We start from the raw sequence: 18,483 nt of genomic DNA, 5'->3' as shown, positions 1-18,483 counted from the left end.
CCTCGCACGTACACGGTGGTTTCCGGGGACACGTTGTGGGCCATCTCTGAGCGCTTCTACGGCGACGGCAGCAAGTACCAGCGGATCGCCGACGCCAGTGGGATCAGCAACCCCGACCTGATTCATCCAGGACAGGTGCTGACCATTCCGTAGCTGAAGTGAACGCAGGCAGCCCGGGCGCAATAGCCCGGGCTGCCTTGCTGTGGGCCCCCGCGCCGGTAGGGTAGAAGCCCACTGACCCCAACGAATCGGAGATGACGTTGCGCCGACAATGGTTGCGCTCGCTGGCGGCAGCGGGGGTCGCGGCGATCTTTGCGCTGACCGTTCCCGCGGCGCAGGCACATGCCACTCCCGGTGTCCTGGTCTACCCGGGAATGGAAATCCACCAGGGCTCCAACGTGTGCACACTCGGATTCGTCGATCCCGGGGCGCGCACCGCGTTCACCGCGGGCCACTGCCGCGGCGACGGGCCGGTCGTGGACAGGGCGGGTAACCCGATCGGCACCCTCACGGTATTCCGCGACAACACCCCCGACGGGGCCACGGTCGCCACCGATCACATGATCTCCGACTGGGAGGCCATCAGCCTCGCGCCGGATGTCGAGGTCAACGACATCCTGCCCGGTGGGCGCGTCCTGGTCTCCGACGCGGCCATCGCGCCGACACCCGGTCTTGCGGTCTGTCACTTCGGCGTGATCACCGGAGAGAGCTGCGGCAACATCGAATCGGTCAACAACGGCTGGTTCACGATGGCCAACGGAGTGGTCAGCCAGAAGGGTGATTCCGGCGGCCCGGTATACGTCGTCACGCCCGACGGCAGGGCCGCGATCGTCGGCATGTTCAACAGCACCTGGGGCAACTACCCGGCCGCGGTGTCCTGGCAGACCGCCAGCCAGCAGGCGCGCGAGGACGTTGTGCAATCCGCCTCGGGGAACCTCGCACCCGGCTGAGCCCTTTCTATAATGCTTGACTTATATAAGTAGCCACTTCTACAGTGGGGTGGTGCACGCGTTTGACGTTCTTGGTGATCCGGTTCGCAGGCGCATCCTCGAACTGCTCGCCGATGGCGAACTGACTGCCGGTGCGATCACCGCAACCATCCATGCCGAGTTCGATATCAGCCAACCCGCGGTATCGCAGCACTTGAAAGTGTTGCGGGACAACGGGTTCACCTCGGTGCGTGCACACGGCCAGCGGCGGCTGTACGCCGTCAACGGGCAGGCGCTGCGGGATGTCGACGACTGGCTCGCCGGGTTCCGCAGATTCTGGACGCCACACCTCGATGCACTCGCAACCGAAGTCGCGCGCGGGAAGCGGCAACGACGAAGGAGCGCAACATGATTGACGTCGACCAGCAGATCAACGCAGTCCGGCGCACCGTAGGTGGCCGGACGCTGGAGGCGGGGGAGGCCCGCGTCGTCACGATCAGCCAGTCGTACTCCACCGATGCGGCCGACCTCTGGGACGCCTGTACCAACATCGACCGGATCCCGCGGTGGTTCCTGCCGATCACCGGTGACCTTCGCGTCGGCGGCCACTACGCGCTCGACGGCAACGCCAGCGGGACGATCCTGACCTGCGAGCCGCCGCGCGAGTTCACCGCGACCTGGGAATGCGGCGACGACGTCAGCTGGATCGAGGTGAGCATCGCCGACGAGGGACCGAACCGCTCACGCTTCGAACTGCAACACATTTCGCATGTCGACGACCACTGGGAGCAGTTCGGGCCAGGAGCGGTCGGCATGGGCTACGACGGCGCATTGGTCGGCCTGGCGATCCATCTGTCGACCGGTGAGGCAGTCGAGCAGTCGGCCGGCCAAGCATGGATGGCATCCGAGGACGGGCGCCGGTTCATGAAGCGCTCCGGCGAGGCGTGGCATCAGGCCAATGTCGCGGCGGGTGCCGATCCGGACTGGGCGAGAGCGGCCGCGGATCGGTGTGTCGCCGCTTACCTGGGGGAAAACTAGAACACGTTCTAGCCAGCGGGGCACGACGGAGATATCCTCGTTTCGATGCATGCCCAGACACCTGTCCAGATCGCGTGGGTGACCGAGGATCTCGCGGCCACCGAAGAGGCCCTGACCACGCTGTTGGGTGCCAAAAAGTGGATACGCGTGCCGGATGTGCACTTCGGCCCGGACTCGTGCACATATCGTGGGCGGCCAGCCGATTTCGTCGCCCACATCTCGTTCAGTTACGCCGGGGACACCCAGCTCGAGCTGATCGCCCCCGTCACGGGCGAGAGCGTCTACACCGAGTTCCTCGACCGCGCAGGCCCTGGACTGCACCACATCTGTGTGGAGGTCGACGACGTCGACGAGGCGGTCGGCGCAGCAGAGGTGCTCCAGCGTGGGGTCATGCCAGGCGGCATGGAGTTCGCCTACGTCACCGTGGAGGCGGCAGGAGTGCCCTACATCGAGATCGCACACATCCCGCCCGAGATCCGGGCGTTCTTCGACTACGTGAAGCAGGAGCAGCAGCAGTGAAGCCGACGAGCGCTTGCGCGAGGAGAAATCGATGAAGGAGATCCCGGAGGCCGTCGACGCCGCCGACGTGACGAGTTGGTCTGACGAGGTCGACGTCGTGGTGATCGGTTTCGGTATCTCGGGCGGATCTGCTGCTGTCAGCGCCGCGGCGGCGGGCGCGCGGGTTCTTGTGCTGGAGAAGGCAGCGGCTGCCGGTGGGACGAGCGCGATGGCAGGTGGCCACTTCTACCTCGGCGGCGGCACCGCCGTGCAGCAGGCGACGGGTCACGACGACACTGCCGAGGAGATGTACTCCTATCTGGTCGCGGTGTCGCCCGAGCCCGACCACGAGAAGATCCGGGCGTACTGCGACGGCAGCGTCGAGCACTTCAACTGGTTGGAGGACTTGGGTTTTCAGTTCGAACGCACCTTCTACCCCGGCAAGGTCGTCGTCCCGCCCGGCACCGAAGGCCTGTCGTACACCGGCAACGAAAAGGTTTTCCCGTTCACCGAGAAGGCAAAGCCTGCACCGCGGGGCCACTCGGTTCCTGTGCCTGGTGAGCTGGGCGGTGCGGCCATGGTCATCGACCTCCTGGTCAAGCGCGCCAACGAACTCGGCGCCGAGGTTCGTTACGAGACAGGGGTGACGAACCTGATCGTCGAGGACGACAGCCAAGAAAAGCGAGTGGTCGGTGTCCGCTGGAAGCACTTCACCGAAACCGGTGCCATCAAGGCCAATGCGGTCATCATCGCCGCAGGAGGATTCGCGATGAATCCCGACATGGTCGCCGAGCACACACCTGCGCTCGGGCAGAAGCGCCGCACAAAACACCACGGCGTGGTGGAGCCCTACATTCTGGGCAACCCCAACGACGACGGCCTCGGGATCCGCATGGGTGTCTCCGCGGGCGGCGTCGCGAAGAGCCTGGACCAGTTGTTCATCACCGCCGCGGCCTACCCGCCGGAGATCCTGCTGACCGGGATCATCGTCAACAAGGACGGAAAGCGGTTCGTCACCGAGGACTCCTACCACTCCCGCACCTCTGCCTTTGTCCTCGAGCAGCCCGACCAGGTCGCATACCTGATCGTCGACGAAGACCACATGCAGATGCCCGAGATGCCGCTGATCAAATTCATCGACGGCTGGGAAACGGTCGAGGAGATGGAAGCCGCGCTGGGAATCCCCGAAGGAAATCTGGTCGAGACCCTCGACCGCTACAACAAGTACGCGGCGCAGGGTGAAGACCCCGACTTCCACAAGCAGCCGGATTACGTTGCGCCCCAGACGAAGGGACCATGGGCCGCATTCGACCTGTCGCTCGGCCGGGCGATGTACTCGGGGTTCACCATGGGCGGGTTGGCGGTCACCGTCGACGGTCAAGTCCTCCGAGAGGACGGCGACGTCGTCCCCGGTCTGTATGCCGCGGGCGCCTGCGCATCCACCATCGCTCAGGACGGCAAGGGGTATTCGAGCGGCACCCAGCTTGGCGAGGGCTCGTTCTTCGGCCGTCGAGCCGGAACCCACGCCGCAGGGCGCTAGACCGGCTCGAGCCGCCAGGCGCCATCGCCGAGCAACTCCAATCGACGGTCGTGGTGCTGCTCGAGTGTCGGGCGATGGCTGACGCTGACCACGATGCAGTCCGGCAGCCGGTCGCGCAGCGCGCGGTAGAGCGCGAACTCCTGGCCCTCGTCGATTGCCGACGTCGCCTCGTCGAGAAATACTGCCTTCGGTTTCTTCAGCAGCACACGCGCGAACGCGACGCGTTGCTGCTCGCCGGGTGACAACACCTTCGCCCAGTCGTTCACCTCGTCGAGCCGGCCGCCCAAATGCCCGAGCGCCACGGTCTCGAGGGCAGACCGGATCTCGTCGTCGGAATAGTCGCCTCCGTCCGCGGGATACGAGACCGCCCTCCGGAGATTCCCCAACGGCATGTAGGGCAGCTGAGACAGGAACATGGTGTCGTCCTCCGGACGACGCAGCGTCCCCGATGCGAACGGCCACAGCTGCGCCAGGCTGCGTAGCAACGTGGTCTTGCCACTTCCCGATGTGCCGGTGATGACCAACGAATCACCTGCGTCGAGCTGCACATCGAGCGGGTCGATGAGCCGTGTCCCCGCAGGAGTTCTTACCTCGACCTTATCGAGCTGAATCGAGCCATCGGTACTCGACACTGCGGTCAATGACGGTAGCTCCCTTGCCGTTTCGTTTGCGATCACCAGGCCGTGCAGCCGAATGATGGCGGCCCGGTAGCCGGCGAACGCGTCGTAAACGGAGCGGAAGAAGGACAGCGAGCCCTGCAGTTGGTTGAAGGCGCTCGACGATTGTGTGACGTCACCGAACTGAATCTGACCTGCGAACAACCGTGGTGCCTGGATGATGAGCGGCAGCGGGTCGACGATCTCGTTCATCGATCTGTTCCAGCCCAGGAAGGCGATGCCACGGCGGACCAACGCGCGGTAGTTGGCGATGATGGCCGCGAACCTGGTCCTCAGCTCACCTCGTTCGGCGTCTTCCCCGCGGTAGAGGCCGATGGACTCGCCCGCATCGCGCAACCGCACCAGCGCATAGCGGAACGCGGCGTTGGTCCGCTCGTTGCGGAAGGACAGCCGAATTATCGGACGTCCGATCCAAAACGCCACCACGGTCGTGAAGAAGACATAGAGAAGCGCCATCCAGAACAACGCCCGCGGGATCGTCAGGCCGAGGACGGGCAGCGGACCCGATAGGTTCCACAGGATCGGGATGAACTCGATCACCGACACGATGGCGAAGACCGTTCCGAACACCAGCGTCTGAGCCGTGCTGACGTCGAACGTGTTCGTTTCCGGTCCGGTCCCGGTGGTGAATACGTCGATGTCGTGCTGAATGCGTTGGTCCGCATTGTCGATAGGCTGGTCGATGAACCGCGATCGGTAGTAGGCGTCGCCGTCGAGCCAGTCGTTGGTCAGCCGGTGCGTGAGCCACACCCGCCATCGGATGATGAATCGCTGCATCAGGTAGGTGTCCAGCAGCGTACGGCCGACCTTGGCGACGATCAGCGCGGCGAGAATCAGTAATGCAACCCAGAAGCCATGTATCGCAGTCTCTTTCGCACTACCTTCACCCTCGAATGCGGCCTGCATCGCTGAGAACTGGTCGTTGGACTGATAGGTGAGCAGCACCACCAGCCGAACGTCGATCATCACCAACGCGAGCAGGACGGCGAGGAGCGCCCACACCGGGAGGCTCGCGCGGCCCTTGAAGTAATCGCCGGTGACGCGCCAGAACTGCCTGCCCCACGTGGTGAAACGGGCGAGCAGACCCAACAGCACCACCATGCCGATGGCGGCGAACACCCAGGCCTTGGCCACCCACAGCGCTGACGCGATGAGCTCGTCGCCCCAGTCAAGGGACGGCGTATACGTTTCCATGCCGGGAAGCTACCGCGGCATCGTTACACCGGTGCGGGTTCTGTCTCCTCGCCCTGGACCCGGCCGAACCGCCACTCTCCGTCGCCGAGCAACTCGAGTTCATGCGTATGGTGCTGCTCGACCGTCTTGCGATGGCTGACGCTGACCAGGATGGTGTCCGGCAGCTCGGTCCGAATGAGGTTGTAGACGAGGAACTCCAGGCCCTCGTCGAGCGCGGACGTGGACTCGTCGAGGAACACCGCCTTCGGCTTGGTCAACAACACGCGGGCGAAGGCGATGCGCTGTTGCTCGCCGGGGGAGAGCACCTTGGCCCAGTCCTGCACTTCGTCGAGCCGGCCGACCAGATGCGGTAGCGCCACCTTCTGCAGGGTGAACTTCAGGGTCGCATCGTCGACATCACCCTCCTCGAGCGGATAGCTGACGACGGCGCGTAAATCGCCCAATGGCACGTAGGGCATCTGCGACAGGAACATTGTCTCGTTGGGCCCGCACGGCCGCGTCAGCGTGCCTGACGTGTACGGCCACAGCTCGGCCAGGCTGCGCAGCAGCGTGGTCTTGCCCACTCCCGATTCGCCGGTGACCACCATTGTGTCGCCGACCTCCAGGCGCAGGTCGAGCGGGTTCACCAGCTGCTTGCCGTCAGGGGTGCGAACCTCGACCCTGCTGAGCTGCACCGTGCCGTCGACGCACGGCGTCGTCGTGATCTCGGGCAGCGCCCTGCCCTCTTCGTTGGCGATCAACAGGCCTTCGAGCCGGATGATCGCCGCCCGGTACGAGGCGAACCCGTCATAGGCATTCCGGAAAAACGACAGCCCCTGTTCGATGTTGCCGAATGCCGACGCCGACTGGGACATGGCGCCCAGCGGTATCTCGCCTGCGAAAAACCGCGGGAACTGGAACAGGTAGGGCGGGACGACGATGATCTGGCTCATCGAGAGGTTCCAGCCGTAGAAGCCCATCAGTCGATTGACGTAGCGCTTGTAGTTGGCGACGATCGGCGCGAAGAGTTTGCGCAACCCGGTGCGCTCGGCCATCTCGCCGCGGTAGAACGCGACGGCTTCCGACGCGTCGCGCAGCCGCACCAACGCGTACCGGAATGCCGCGTTGGTCTTCTCGTTCCTGAAGGAGAGCCAGATGATCGGCCTGCCGATCCAGAATGCGAATGCCGAAGCGAAGAGCACGTAGGCGATCAGGATCGTGAACATGCCTTTCGGAAGGTCGATGTTCACGATCGGCAGCGTGAGCGTGCCCGAAAGGTTCCACAGGATCGCGGTGAACGAAATCATCGAGGCGATGGCATCTACCGAGCCGAACAGCAGCGTGGCGGTCGACGTGTTGTTCGGTGTGTTGGGAAGTCCGCCGACGCCCGCCGTGAAGATGTCGATGTCGTATTGGATGCGCTGATCGGGGTTGTCGATCGTGTCGTCGATGAACCGGCCGCGGTAATAGGCCTTTCCCTCGAGCCAGTCACCGGTGAGCCGGTCGGTCAGCCAGGCGCGCCAGGCCAGCATGAACCGCTGCGCCATGAACAGGTCCAGCATGATCCGTGCGACGTGCAGGGCGGCCAGGAGCGAGAAGACGATCATCGACAGGAAAAAACCGTCCCTGCCGGAGTTCTTGATGGTGTCGTCGTCGCTGCCAAGGCCGGAGGCGACCACCTGGAAGCTCGTCATCATGTCGCTGCCCTGATAGGTGAAAAGCACCGAGAGCCGGACCCCGACCATCACCGACAGCAGGATCGCCGCGAGCCAAATCCAGACCTTGACACTGTCCGGGCCCTTGAAGTAGTCGCCGGTGATGCGCCAGAACTGTCGTCCCCACACGGTGTACTTGGCAAGCAGGACGCAGATCAGCAGCGTGGCAATCGCCGCTATCGCCCAGGCCTGGGCGACCCATTGCAGCGACGCCCATAGCTCATTGCCCCAATCCAGCGTCGGGGTGAACATTCCCTCTTCCACCCCGGCAACCTACCCCGACAAGCTTGGGCCAGCGCTGTAGACGCCTCAGTTGCGCGTGCCGAGTGGCTCCAGCCGCCACTCACCACGACCGACCAGCTCCAGGTGCCGCGCGTGGAACTGCTCGACCGTGCCGCGGTGACTCACGCTGACCAGAATCATCTCCGGCAGCTCCGTGCGAATCAGCTCGTAGAGCGTCAGCTCGAGGCCCTCGTCCAGTGCCGAGGTCGACTCGTCGAGAAACACCGCCCGCGGTTTGGTCAGCAGGATCCTGGCAAAGGCGATCCGTTGCTGCTCGCCGACCGAGAGCACCTTTCCCCAGTCGCCGACGTCGTTGAGCCGGATCGCCAACTGCGGGAGGGCGACCTTGATCAAGGCCTGCTGGATCTCCCTGTCGTCCACGGCGCCCTCGTCGTTCGGATACGACGTGACGGCGCGCAGGTCGCCCAGGGGCAGGTACGGCAGCTGAGGCACGAACATCGCAGCCTGCCTGCCTGCAGGCAGCGCGACGCTGCCCGACACGAACGGCCACAGGCCTGCGAGGCTCTGCAATAGAACGGTCTTGCCGATACCCGAGGGTCCGCTGATCAGCAGCGTGTCGCCCGGCTCGAGGGTGAAGTCAAGTGCCCGAAGCAGATTCGCACCGTCGGGAGTTCGCACCTCGACACCTTCCACCGCCAAAGAGCCGTCGGTGGTGGTTGCCGTCGTCACCTGGCTGAACCTGCGGGCACGCTCGTTCTCCGCGACGAGCCCGTCGAGCCGGATCACCGCCGCGCGGTAGCTCGCGAACTCGTCGTAGGCCTCTCGAAAAAACGACAGCGCGTTGTGGATCGTCACAAACGCGGTCGCCGACTGGATGACATCGCCGAAGGAGATTTCGCGTGCGAAAAGCCGTGGCGCCTGAACGACGTAGGGCAACGGGTTGATCGCCTGGCTCACCGTCAGGTTCCAGCCGATGAACCGCACCATGCGGTTGAGCCAGTCGCCGTAGTTCGACATCACCTCCGACAGCCGACCGCCCAGCAGGCCGCGTTCGACCTTCTCGCCTCGATACAAACCGATGGCGGCGCTCGCATCCCGCACCCGCACCAGCGCGTACCGGAAGCCGGCGTTTCGAAGCTCGTTCAGATAGCTCAACCGGATCAGCGGTCTGCCGATGATGAAGGCGATGACGGTGGCCCCCAGCACGTAGACGATGACGATCCAGAACAACGCCCGCGGGAGCGTGATTCCACCCAGCGTCAGGGCTCCCGACAGCTGCCAGAGGATCGAGCCGAACGCGATCACCGAGAGCACGGCCGCCACCGCACCGAACAACAGGGTGTGTCCCGACCCGTATGCCGGGTTGTTGGGCTGTCCACCGACTCCCGTGGTGAAGATGTCGATGTCCTGTTGGATGCGCTGGTCGGGGTTGTCGCTGGGGGTGCGGAAGAATTGCCGCCGGTAGTAGGCGAAGTCGCCAAGCCAGTCGTCAATCAGCCTGGCGCTCAGCCAGATCCGCCATCGCATGATGAACCGTTGCATCAGGTACATGTCGGCCAGGTTGAGGACGACGTGCACCACAGCGAGGATCGCGAAGATGCCGATGGTCACCCAGAAGCCGTGAATGCCCGAATCGGTGAGCTCACTTTCGCCCGTGGCAATTCCCTGGAGGGCGACTTGCAGCGAGGTGAAGACGTCGTTGGTGTAGTAGCTGATCAAGACGGTGATTCGGACCGCGATGATCGTCGATACCAGCAGCAGCGCCAACATGGCCCACACCACCTGGCTCTGCCTGCCCATGAAGTACGGCCCGGTGACGCGCCAGAACTGGCGCCCCCACTCGGTCGTCCGTCCGATCAGGACGAGAACGACGATCAGGCACGGCGCGGTGATGGCGAACGCAACCACCACCCACACGGTGGAATTCAGTAGCTCATGGCTCCAGTCGATCGACGAGGAGAAGGTGCCGGTGTTCATTCAGCGACGCCTCCCTCCAGCCGGAGTCGGCCTGCGGCGAAGCTACCGCAGGTCGGGCGCCTGCCGTGGTCGACACGCTTGCGCCGAATGTCGAGGACAGGTGGGTGACCAGCTCGTCGGCGTCGACTCGGGACGCGGCGAACGACAGGTGGCCGTCCGGTCGCACGACGTACACAGCCGATTCGCCGGCGGCGTACATCCGCGCGAAATCCCCAGCGCTGTCGCGGATCAGCGGCAACACCGTGGTTGCCACGTCGGCGTCGGTCGCGACGATCAGATACACGTCGATGTGGCCGCGCGCGGCGGCGACGGCCGCCTGCGCAGCCCGCTCGAAAGACGCGATATCGTCGGCGGTCGAATCGCCGCCTGCGTAGAGCAACACGGTGTGCTCACGCCGACTAAGCAACGAGAAAAGCCGCATCGGACCCGTGACGGCATCGCGGGTCAGGCCTGTCGCATCGGGGGCGCGGCCCCCGGCGCCCTTCGCGACGATCGGGCTGTCGTCGTAGCGGATCAACAGCTGTGCCTCCCGCCGGATCACGAAGTCCGGGTCGGTCGAGTCGGCGCCGATGCCTTCCCGCGCGCTGCGCACCGTCCGGCCGACGACCTCCTCGCCGACCGGCCGCCGCTCGGCGTCGTAGCTGTCCAATAGCCCGGGCGCCGCGTCGGCTGCCACCGCCAGCGCCAACTTCCAGGCCAGGTTGTGGGCATCCTGGATGCCGGTGTTCATGCCCTGGGCGCCCGTCGGCGGGTGAATGTGCGCGGCATCGCCCGCCACGAACACGCGGCCGCGGCCGTAGGCGTCGACGATGCGGTGGCTGATCCGAAACACCGAGGACCACCGCAGGTTTCGCGCGGTGACTTGCTCCGGCGCCAAGCGGTCCAGCACCGCCTGGATATGGTGCAATTCCGGCTTACGGGATCCCTCGAACCCGTGCGCGATCCCGTCGGGGGCCGCCGATCCACCCGTGAGGTCCTCTGGCACCAGCATCGACATGCGGTACCGCCCCCGGCCGGGCAGTGGAATGCAGACCAGCAGGTCGTCGGTGGTGCCGTCGGTCTGGTGCATCGACCGGACCGCCCAGCCCCGCGGCACCGACCAGTCCACCTCGACGTCGCCGAGCATGTACTGCTCCTCGAACGCCGCGCCCTCGAACGTCAGGCCAAGGCCTTTACGCACGATGCTGTGGGCGCCGTCGGCACCGACGAGATAGCTTGCCCGCACGGTCTGCTGCCCGCCGTCGCTGTCCAAGGTCGCCGTCACACCGTCGTCGTCCTGCTCGAAGCCCGCAACCCGCAGACCCCGCTCGACCTGCACGCCGTGCATGGCCAGCTCCTCGCGCAGGATCCGCTCTGTGGCGTATTGCGGGATCGCGGTGAACCCGAACGGGACGTCGGCGGGCGTGGCGAACTCGATCTGGGCAACCTTTTCACCGTTGACGTACACCATCTGACCGAACATCTGGATGGCCGCGTCGAGGATGCGGTTCAGCACGCCCATACCTTCGAACACTTCGAGCGTACGAGGTTGCACACCAACGGCTTTGGCATACTGCGGCGGGTCGGTGATGGGGTCGACGATCCGGAAGTCGACTCCGCGGCGGGCGAGTTCGATCGCGGCCGTGAGCCCGATGGGGCCAGCGCCTGCGATGAGCACGTCGGTGCGAACCATGGGTGTGATTATGCTGCGGCCATGAGCATCGACGCTCCGACGGGGAGCAAGGTAGGCGCCGGACACCTGATCGCGCGCCGATTGCGGGCCAGCGGTATCGACACGATCTTCACGCTGTCGGGTGGGCATCTGTTCTCCATCTACGACGGATGCCGCGCCGAGGGTGTCCGGCTGATCGACACCAGACACGAGCAGACCGCCGCCTTCGCCGCCGAGGGCTGGTCGAAGGTCACTCGGGTGCCCGGGGTTGCGGCGCTCACCGCGGGACCCGGCGTGACCAACGGGATGAGCGCGATGGGTGCCGCCCAGCAGAACCAGTCACCGCTGGTCGTGCTCGGCGGCCGGGCACCGGCGCTGCGCTGGGGTCAGGGTTCGCTTCAGGAAATCGATCATGTGCCGTTCGTCGCGCCGTTGACCCGGTTCGCGGCCACCGCGTCGTCGGCGGGCGCGGTCGGCGGGCTCATCGACGACGCGCTGAGGGCGGCCATGGGTTACGGCGGTTCGCCGACCGGTGTCGCGTTCGTCGACTTCCCGATGGATTACGTCTTCGGTGAGGCCGACGACGCGGGCGGTCCAGGCGCGCTGGCGGCAGGACCGGATCCGGTGCTGGCCGACGGTGAGGCGCTCAGCGTCGCGGCGGGTCTGCTCGCCGGTGCGCAGCGCCCGGTGATCATGGCGGGCACCAACGTGTGGTGGGGTCATGCGGAGGGGGCGTTGCTCGCGCTGGCCGAGGCGATGCGCATTCCGGTGCTGATGAACGGTATGGCGCGCGGGACGGTACCGGCCGACCACGAGCTGGCCTTCTCGCGAGCGCGGTCAAAGGCGTTGAAGGAGGCCGACGTTGCGCTGATGATCGGCGTTCCGATGGATTTCCGGCTTGGTTTCGGAGGCGTCTTCGGCGAGCAGACGCGCCTGATCGTCGCCGATCGCGTCGTGCCGGAGCGGCCGCACCCGCGCGACGTCGCCGCCGAGTTGTACGGCGATCTTCCGGCGACATTGGCTGCGCTTGCCGGTGAGCGGGGCGCGGATCACGAATCCTGGATCTCCGACCTGAGGGTCGTGGAATCGGCGGGTCGTGCCGCCGAGGACGCCGAACTGACCGATGACCGCAGCCCTTTGCATCCGATGCGGGTGTACGCCGAGCTGAAGCCGCTGTTGGACCGCGACGCGATCGTGGTCATCGACGCCGGTGACTTCGGTTCCTACGCAGGCCGCGTCATCGACAGCTATGTACCGGGCGCGTGGTTGGACAGCGGGCCGTTCGGCTGTCTTGGCTCGGGTCCCGGCTACGCGCTGGCCGCGAAGCTGGCCCGACCCGACCGGCAGGTGGTGCTGCTTCAGGGCGACGGCGCGTTCGGTTTCAGCGGCATGGAGTGGGATACGTTGGTGCGCCACGGCGTTCACGTCGTGTCGGTGATCGGCAACAACGGGATCTGGGCTCTGGAAAAGCATCCGATGGAACTCCTGTACGGGTATTCGGTGGTGGCAGAGCTGCGGCCGGGCACCCGCTACGACGAGGTGGTCACCGCACTCGGTGGGCATGGCGAGCTGGTGTCGACGCCCGCGCAGCTGCGGCCCGCGCTCGAGCAGGCGTTCGCGTCGGGGGCGCCTTCGGTGGTCAACACGCTGACCGATCCGCAGGTCGCCTACCCGCGCCGGTCGAACCTCGCCTGACCCCGCACCGCGAGCGACGGTGCGTGTGGGCGGGGCACCCCCCACCGCGAGTGTGCGTGTCTGCACGCGACACGCCGCAGATTCTTGTGCAACTGTGCACGCTCGCGAGGAGGAATCAACCCGAAATTCGCTGGACGCACTGAGCATTCGGTGGCCATGCTGGACCGCGTGGATGTCCGGGTTCACGAAGTCGCCGCGCGGTTCCGCGAGATCGCAGAACCCCTCTATCGCCGCGACCCCGTCGGAAACACCATCGAGCTGACCCTGCTGCGCTCAGCTCGATTCGGTGACGACGCGCTGCTGACCACCGTATGGGACGACGGCGCCGCCATCGGTGCGGCTCTGCAGACTCCGCCATATCCGTTGGTGTGCAATGGGATACCCGCCGAAGCCCGTCAGGCCGTGGCGAAGGAGTTGGCAGGCATCCGTCCCGACATGAGCGGCGTGCGCGGCAGGCGCGATACGGCGATGGCCTTTGCCGAAGCCTGGCGGGCGACGACTGGCCGCGATGGCGCCGTCACCACAGAAGAACGGCTCTACCGGATGGGCACCCTGCAACCGCCTGCAGGAGTCCCCGGCAAGCACCGCGACGCCACCGCGGCCGACAACGATCTGCTCGTCGACTGGGTGGAGCATTTCTTTGTCGAAACCTTCAGCCACCAGCGTGACGCGGCCGCGGGTCGGCGGTTCGTCGACAACGCGAACGCTGTCGGCGACCGCTTCGTCCTCTGGGACCAGAGTGGCAGGCCGGTGAGCATGGCGATGCTGCGGGCGCCCGCGGCCGGGGTGTCCCGCATCGGGCCCGTCTTCACGCCGCGGAACGCACGCGGACACGGCTACGGCTCGGCGGTGACCGCCGCGGCGTCGGATCTGGCGCGTAGTGGTGGCGTCGACGACGTGGTGCTGTTCGCCGACCTGGCCAACCCGACATCAAACGCGATCTACCAGCGGATCGGATTCGAGGCCGTCGCCGATTTCGTCCGCATCGATTTTGCCGACGCCCACGCCGACGCCCGCTAGGCGAGCAGCGCGAGCGCGCGCAGAATGCGCACGTCCAACGGCATGTCCGGGGGCAGACACGCACCGTCGCAGGGCAAAAGGACCGCCGCGTACCGTAGCTGTCGTGGCGAGAACGAAGACCCGCACCTCAAGTGGTGTCAGCAACCGATTCTGGAAACTGCTCGGCGCGAGCACAGACAGGGACCAGGCCCGATCGATGGCGCAGGTGAGCGCCGCAGAGGAGTTCGACGACAAGGCCGCCGACCTCGACGAGGACCAGCTGAAGAAGGCCGCCGAGCTGCTGCATCTCAAGAATCTCGCCGAGTCGAAGGACATTCCGCAGTTCCTCGCGATCGCCCGGGAGGCCTCCGAACGCACGACCGGGCTGCGGCCGTTCGACGTTCAGCTGCTGGGAGCACTGCGGATGCTGGCAGGCGATGTCATCGAGATGGCCACCGGCGAGGGCAAGACGCTGTCCGGCGCGATCGCCGCCGCCGGCTACGCGCTCGCAGGCAGGCACGTCCACGTCGTCACCATCAACGACTACCTCGCCAAGCGCGATGCCGAATGGATGGGCCCGCTGCTGGAAGCGATGGGGTTGACCGTCGGCTGGGTGACCGCGGACTCCACCGCCGAGGAACGGCGCGCCGCGTACAAGAGCGACATCACCTATGCCTCCATCAACGAAATCGGGTTCGACGTGCTGCGCGACCAGCTCGTCACAGACGTCGACGACCTGGTGTCGCCGAACCCCGACGTAGCGCTCATCGACGAAGCAGACTCGGTGCTCGTGGACGAGGCACTAGTTCCTCTTGTGCTTGCAGGCACGTCGCACCGGGAACTCCCGAAGCTCGAAATCATCCGGCTGGTAGGCGAATTGGTCGCAGGCGACGACTACGACACCGATTCCGACAGCCGCAACGTCCACCTCACCGAGACCGGCGCCCAGAAGATCGAGGCCAAGCTCGGCGGCATCGACCTGTACTCCGAGGAACACGTCGGGACCACTCTGACCGAGGTGAACGTCGCCCTGCACGCGCACGTGCTGCTGCACCGAGACGTGCACTACATCGTCCGCGACGACGCCGTGCACCTGATCAACGCCAGCCGCGGCCGCATCGCGCAACTGCAGCGCTGGCCCGACGGATTGCAGGCCGCCGTCGAAGCCAAAGAGGGCATCGAGACGACGGAGACCGGCGAGGTGCTCGACACCATCACCGTGCAGGCGCTGGTCAACCGGTATCCCACGGTGTGCGGTATGACCGGCACCGCGCTGGCCGCTGGCGAGCAGCTGCGCCAGTTCTACAAGCTCGGTGTTTCGCCGATACCGCCGAACGCCCCCAACATCCGCGAAGACGAGGCGGACCGCGTCTACATCACCGCCGCGGCCAAGATCGACGGCGTCGTCGACCACATCATCGAAGTGCACAAGACCAAGCAGCCGATCCTGGTCGGCACCCGCGACGTCGCCGAATCCGAGGAACTGCACGAGAAGTTGGTCAAGGCCGGCGTGCCCGCCGTCGTGCTGAACGCGAAAAACGACGAGGAAGAAGCGCGGGTCATCGCCGAAGCGGGCACGCTCGGCTCAGTCACGGTGTCCACCCAAATGGCAGGCCGCGGCACCGACATCCGCCTCGGCGGCTCCGACGAAGTCGACCACGATGAGGTCGCCGAGCTTGGCGGCCTGCATGTCATCGGCACCGGGCGGCACAGCACCCAGCGGCTGGACAACCAGCTGCGCGGCCGCGCGGGCCGCCAGGGCGACCCCGGTTCGTCGGTCTTCTTCTCCAGCTGGGAAGACGACGTGGTGAGGGCCCACCTGGAGCCGGAGAAGCTGAACAAGCTGCCCACTGAAACCGACGACGACGGCCTCGTCGTCAACAAGAAGGCCGCGGGCCTACTCGACCACGCACAGCGCGTCGCCGAAGGCCGGCTGCTGTCGGTGCATGCCAACACCTGGCAGTTCAACGAGCTGATCGCCCAGCAGCGCGCCATCCTGGTAGAACGTCGAAACACGTTGCTGCGCACCTCGACTGCCCGCGAGGAACTGGAAAAGAAGTCGCCGGACCGCTACCAGAAGCTGGCCGAGGACCTCAGCGAGGAACAGTTGGAGAAGATCTGCAGGCAGATCATGCTCTACCACCTGGACCGCGGGTGGGCGGATCACCTCGGCTACCTTGCCGATATCCGCGAGAGCATTCACCTTCGTGCGTTGGGGCACCAGAAGCCGATCGACGAGTTCCACCGGATGGCCGTCGACGCGTTCGCCTCGCTGGCCGCCGACGCGATCGAGGCCGCTCAGCAGACCTTCGAGACCGCAAACGTCCTGGAAGAGGAGCAAGGGCTCGACCTGTCCAAGCTGGCCCGGCCGACCTCGACATGGACCTACATGGTTCATGACAATCCGCTATCGGATGACTCCATGTCGGCGCTGAGTATGCCCGGGATAACGCGCTAGGTTTATCCCATGAGCCGCGCGCCGGGGGATGTGCGTGATCGCGTGGTGACGGTGCCGAACGCGTTGTCGGTGCTGCGCTTGTTGCTGGTTCCGGTCTTCCTTTATCTGTTGCTGGTCGCGCATGCCAACGGCTGGGCCGTGGCCGTGCTGATGTTCAGCGGCTTCTCGGACTGGGCCGACGGCAAGATCGCGCGGCTGGTCGACAACCAGTCGTCGCGCCTCGGTGAGCTTCTCGACCCAGCCGTCGACCGGATTTACATGTTGACAGTGCCGCTCGCGTTCGGTTTCGCGGGCATCGTGCCGTGGTGGATCGTCATCACCCTGATCGGTCGCGACGCGATCCTGGCGGCCACGCTGCCGCTGCTGCGCAGTCGCGGACTGACCGCGCTGCCGGTGACCTACATCGGCAAGGGTGCGACTTTCGCCCTCATGTCGGGGTTCCCGTTGGTACTGCTCGGGCAGTGGGATGCGCTGTGGAGCCGCGTGATCCTGGCCTGCGGGTGGGCATTTGTGATCTGGGGACTCGCGCTTTATCTGTGGTCTGCCGTGCTGTACCTCGCGCAGGTGGTGATGGTGATGCGTCAAATGCCGAGGGCGCGCGACGAGCCTCTCGAGCAAAGAGCAGACGGCCCCTCCAGTGGTTGACCCCGACGAGCGGCGTGCACTCGGCGGCTACGACCCCGATGCCGGACGCAATACGCATGAGGCAGGCGCGCCGAAGCTGATCCCCGTGCCGTCGCTGCTGCGCTCGCTGTTGTCCGAGCACCTCGACCCCGGTTACGCGGCGGCGGCCGAACAGCGCAGCGCGGGCGCGCAACCGAGAAGCCGGCTGGCCACCGCAAGCTGGCAGGTGCTCGCGGCCCTGGCGATCGCGACCGTGTTGGCATTCGCGGTCGCGCAGGCCCAAGCCACCGCGCCCGGTGTGCGGGAGAGCCAGCAGGTGCTTTCGGGCAGCGTGCGGTCGGCCGAGGAGGCAGCGGGCTCCGCGGCCACCCGTCGCGACGCGCTGGCAGAAGAACTCGACACCGAACGACGCAGCCGCCTCGAGGGAGACGAGCGCGGCAGGCAGCTGCTCGGCAACCTGGACGGCGCCAACTTCTCGGCGGCGGCAACCGCGGTCACCGGTCCTGGGCTGACGGTTACGCTCACCGATCCCGGCGCCTCGAAGGATCTCAGCGACGTGTCGAAGGAACGCGTCGAGGGCAGCCGTCAGGTCATCCTCGATCGGGACCTGCAGCTGGTGGTCAACTCGCTGTGGGCCAGTGGCGCCGAGGCGATCTCGGTGGGTGGAGTGCGAATCGGACCCAACGTGACCATCCGGCAGGCCGGCGGCGGCATCCTGGTCGACAACCAGCCGATCGCCAGCCCCTACGCGATTCTGGCCGTCGGGCCGCCGCACACCATGGCCGATGCGTTCGACCGCAGCCCCGGTCTGCATCGGCTGCGCCTGCTGGAGGCCTCGTATGGCGTCGTGGTCACCGTCAGCGCAGCCGACGACGTGACGTTGCCCGTCGGTTCGGTGCGAGATGTCAACTTCGCCAAGGAAATCGGAGACAAATGATCGGAATCGCCGCACTTGTCATCGGTATCGTGCTCGGCCTGGTCTTTCATCCCAGCGTGCCCGAGTTCATCGAACCCTATTTGCCGATCGCAGTGGTCGCCGCTCTGGATGCGGTGTTCGGCGGCCTGCGGGCATACCTGGAGCGCATCTTCGACTCGAAGGTCTTCGTGGTGTCATTCGTGTTCAACGTCCTCGTCGCCGCGCTCATCGTGTATGTCGGCGACCAACTCGGCGTCGGCACCCAACTATCGACGGCGATCATCGTCGTGCTCGGAATCCGGATCTTCGGCAACGCCGCGGCCCTGCGCCGCAGACTGTTCGGCGCCTGA

16 protein-coding genes are annotated in these 18,483 nt (G+C 65.9%); 12 read left to right on the top strand and 4 right to left on the bottom strand.

What is annotated here, in order from left to right:
• The 6 genes from D6M19_RS32620 to D6M19_RS32595 form a co-directional block, all read left to right on the top strand.
• A partial coding sequence (locus D6M19_RS32620; RefSeq protein WP_123029437.1) for a LysM peptidoglycan-binding domain-containing protein occupies window positions 1-153 on the top strand: 153 nt, incomplete at its 5' end.
• A gap of 107 nt (window positions 154-260) precedes the next feature.
• Window positions 261-950 (top strand): Rv1815 family serine proteinase, encoded by a 690-nt coding sequence (locus D6M19_RS32615; RefSeq protein WP_123029436.1) that lies wholly within the window; start codon window positions 261-263, stop codon window positions 948-950.
• Between the two features lie 52 nt (window positions 951-1,002).
• Entirely contained in the window at window positions 1,003-1,341 is a 339-nt protein-coding gene (locus D6M19_RS32610; protein ID WP_123029435.1) for an ArsR/SmtB family transcription factor, read from the top strand.
• Window positions 1,338-1,967, top strand: a complete 630-nt coding sequence (locus D6M19_RS32605; protein WP_123029432.1) for an SRPBCC family protein — start codon at window positions 1,338-1,340, stop codon at window positions 1,965-1,967. The genes D6M19_RS32610 and D6M19_RS32605 overlap by 4 nt, the downstream gene beginning before the upstream one ends.
• A 45-nt stretch (window positions 1,968-2,012) precedes the next feature.
• Window positions 2,013-2,486: a VOC family protein gene (locus D6M19_RS32600; RefSeq protein WP_123029431.1), complete on the top strand. Its 474-nt coding sequence runs from the start codon at window positions 2,013-2,015 to the stop codon at window positions 2,484-2,486.
• A 31-nt stretch (window positions 2,487-2,517) separates the two neighbouring features.
• The gene (locus D6M19_RS32595) at window positions 2,518-4,005 is read left to right on the top strand and encodes an FAD-binding protein (RefSeq protein ID WP_123029430.1); all 1,488 of its coding nucleotides are present in this window, start codon (window positions 2,518-2,520) and stop codon (window positions 4,003-4,005) included.
• On the opposite strand, the gene D6M19_RS32590 is transcribed toward D6M19_RS32595, so the two are convergent.
• From D6M19_RS32590 to D6M19_RS32575, 4 genes are read right to left on the bottom strand one after another with little or no spacing between them, the layout of a single operon-like run.
• Window positions 4,002-5,876, bottom strand: a complete 1,875-nt coding sequence (locus D6M19_RS32590) for an ABC transporter ATP-binding protein/permease (protein ID WP_123029429.1) — start codon at window positions 5,874-5,876, stop codon at window positions 4,002-4,004. The genes D6M19_RS32595 and D6M19_RS32590 overlap by 4 nt on opposite strands.
• Window positions 5,877-5,899: 23 nt before the next feature.
• The gene (locus D6M19_RS32585) at window positions 5,900-7,822 is read right to left on the bottom strand and encodes an ABC transporter ATP-binding protein/permease (protein ID WP_123029428.1); all 1,923 of its coding nucleotides are present in this window, start codon (window positions 7,820-7,822) and stop codon (window positions 5,900-5,902) included.
• A 57-nt stretch (window positions 7,823-7,879) separates the two neighbouring features.
• On the bottom strand, window positions 7,880-9,790 hold the full coding sequence (locus D6M19_RS32580; protein WP_123029427.1) for an ABC transporter ATP-binding protein/permease: 1,911 nt from the start codon (window positions 9,788-9,790) through the stop codon (window positions 7,880-7,882).
• Entirely contained in the window at window positions 9,747-11,462 is a 1,716-nt protein-coding gene (locus tag D6M19_RS32575; protein ID WP_123029426.1) for an FAD-dependent monooxygenase, read from the bottom strand. The genes D6M19_RS32580 and D6M19_RS32575 overlap by 44 nt, the downstream gene beginning before the upstream one ends.
• 21 nt (window positions 11,463-11,483) lie before the next feature.
• On the opposite strand from D6M19_RS32575, the gene D6M19_RS32570 reads away from it, so the two are divergent.
• From D6M19_RS32570 to D6M19_RS32545, 6 genes are all read left to right on the top strand, one after another.
• Complete coding sequence (locus D6M19_RS32570) at window positions 11,484-13,136, top strand: acetolactate synthase (protein WP_123029425.1); 1,653 nt, start codon at window positions 11,484-11,486, stop codon at window positions 13,134-13,136.
• 156 nt (window positions 13,137-13,292) lie between these two features.
• Window positions 13,293-14,156 (top strand): GNAT family N-acetyltransferase, encoded by an 864-nt coding sequence (locus D6M19_RS32565; RefSeq protein ID WP_234835158.1) that lies wholly within the window; start codon window positions 13,293-13,295, stop codon window positions 14,154-14,156.
• Between the two features lie 103 nt (window positions 14,157-14,259).
• The gene (gene secA2, locus D6M19_RS32560; RefSeq protein WP_123029424.1) at window positions 14,260-16,593 is read left to right on the top strand and encodes an accessory Sec system translocase SecA2; all 2,334 of its coding nucleotides are present in this window, start codon (window positions 14,260-14,262) and stop codon (window positions 16,591-16,593) included.
• Between the two features lie 9 nt (window positions 16,594-16,602).
• Entirely contained in the window at window positions 16,603-17,238 is a 636-nt protein-coding gene (locus tag D6M19_RS32555; RefSeq protein WP_123029423.1) for a CDP-alcohol phosphatidyltransferase family protein, read from the top strand.
• Window positions 17,231-18,154: a DUF881 domain-containing protein gene (locus tag D6M19_RS32550; protein WP_123029422.1), complete on the top strand. Its 924-nt coding sequence runs from the start codon at window positions 17,231-17,233 to the stop codon at window positions 18,152-18,154. Before D6M19_RS32555 ends, D6M19_RS32550 begins: the two co-directional genes overlap by 8 nt.
• On the top strand, window positions 18,151-18,483 hold the full coding sequence (locus D6M19_RS32545) for a small basic family protein (RefSeq protein WP_123029421.1): 333 nt from the start codon (window positions 18,151-18,153) through the stop codon (window positions 18,481-18,483). The genes D6M19_RS32550 and D6M19_RS32545 overlap by 4 nt, the downstream gene beginning before the upstream one ends.

The organism is Mycolicibacterium stellerae, assembly GCF_003719305.1.
GTDB classification, from domain to species: domain Bacteria; phylum Actinomycetota; class Actinomycetes; order Mycobacteriales; family Mycobacteriaceae; genus Mycobacterium; species Mycobacterium stellerae.
The sequence above is the reverse complement of the archived record's forward strand: the minus strand, read 5'-3'. Positions and strand labels throughout refer to the sequence as shown.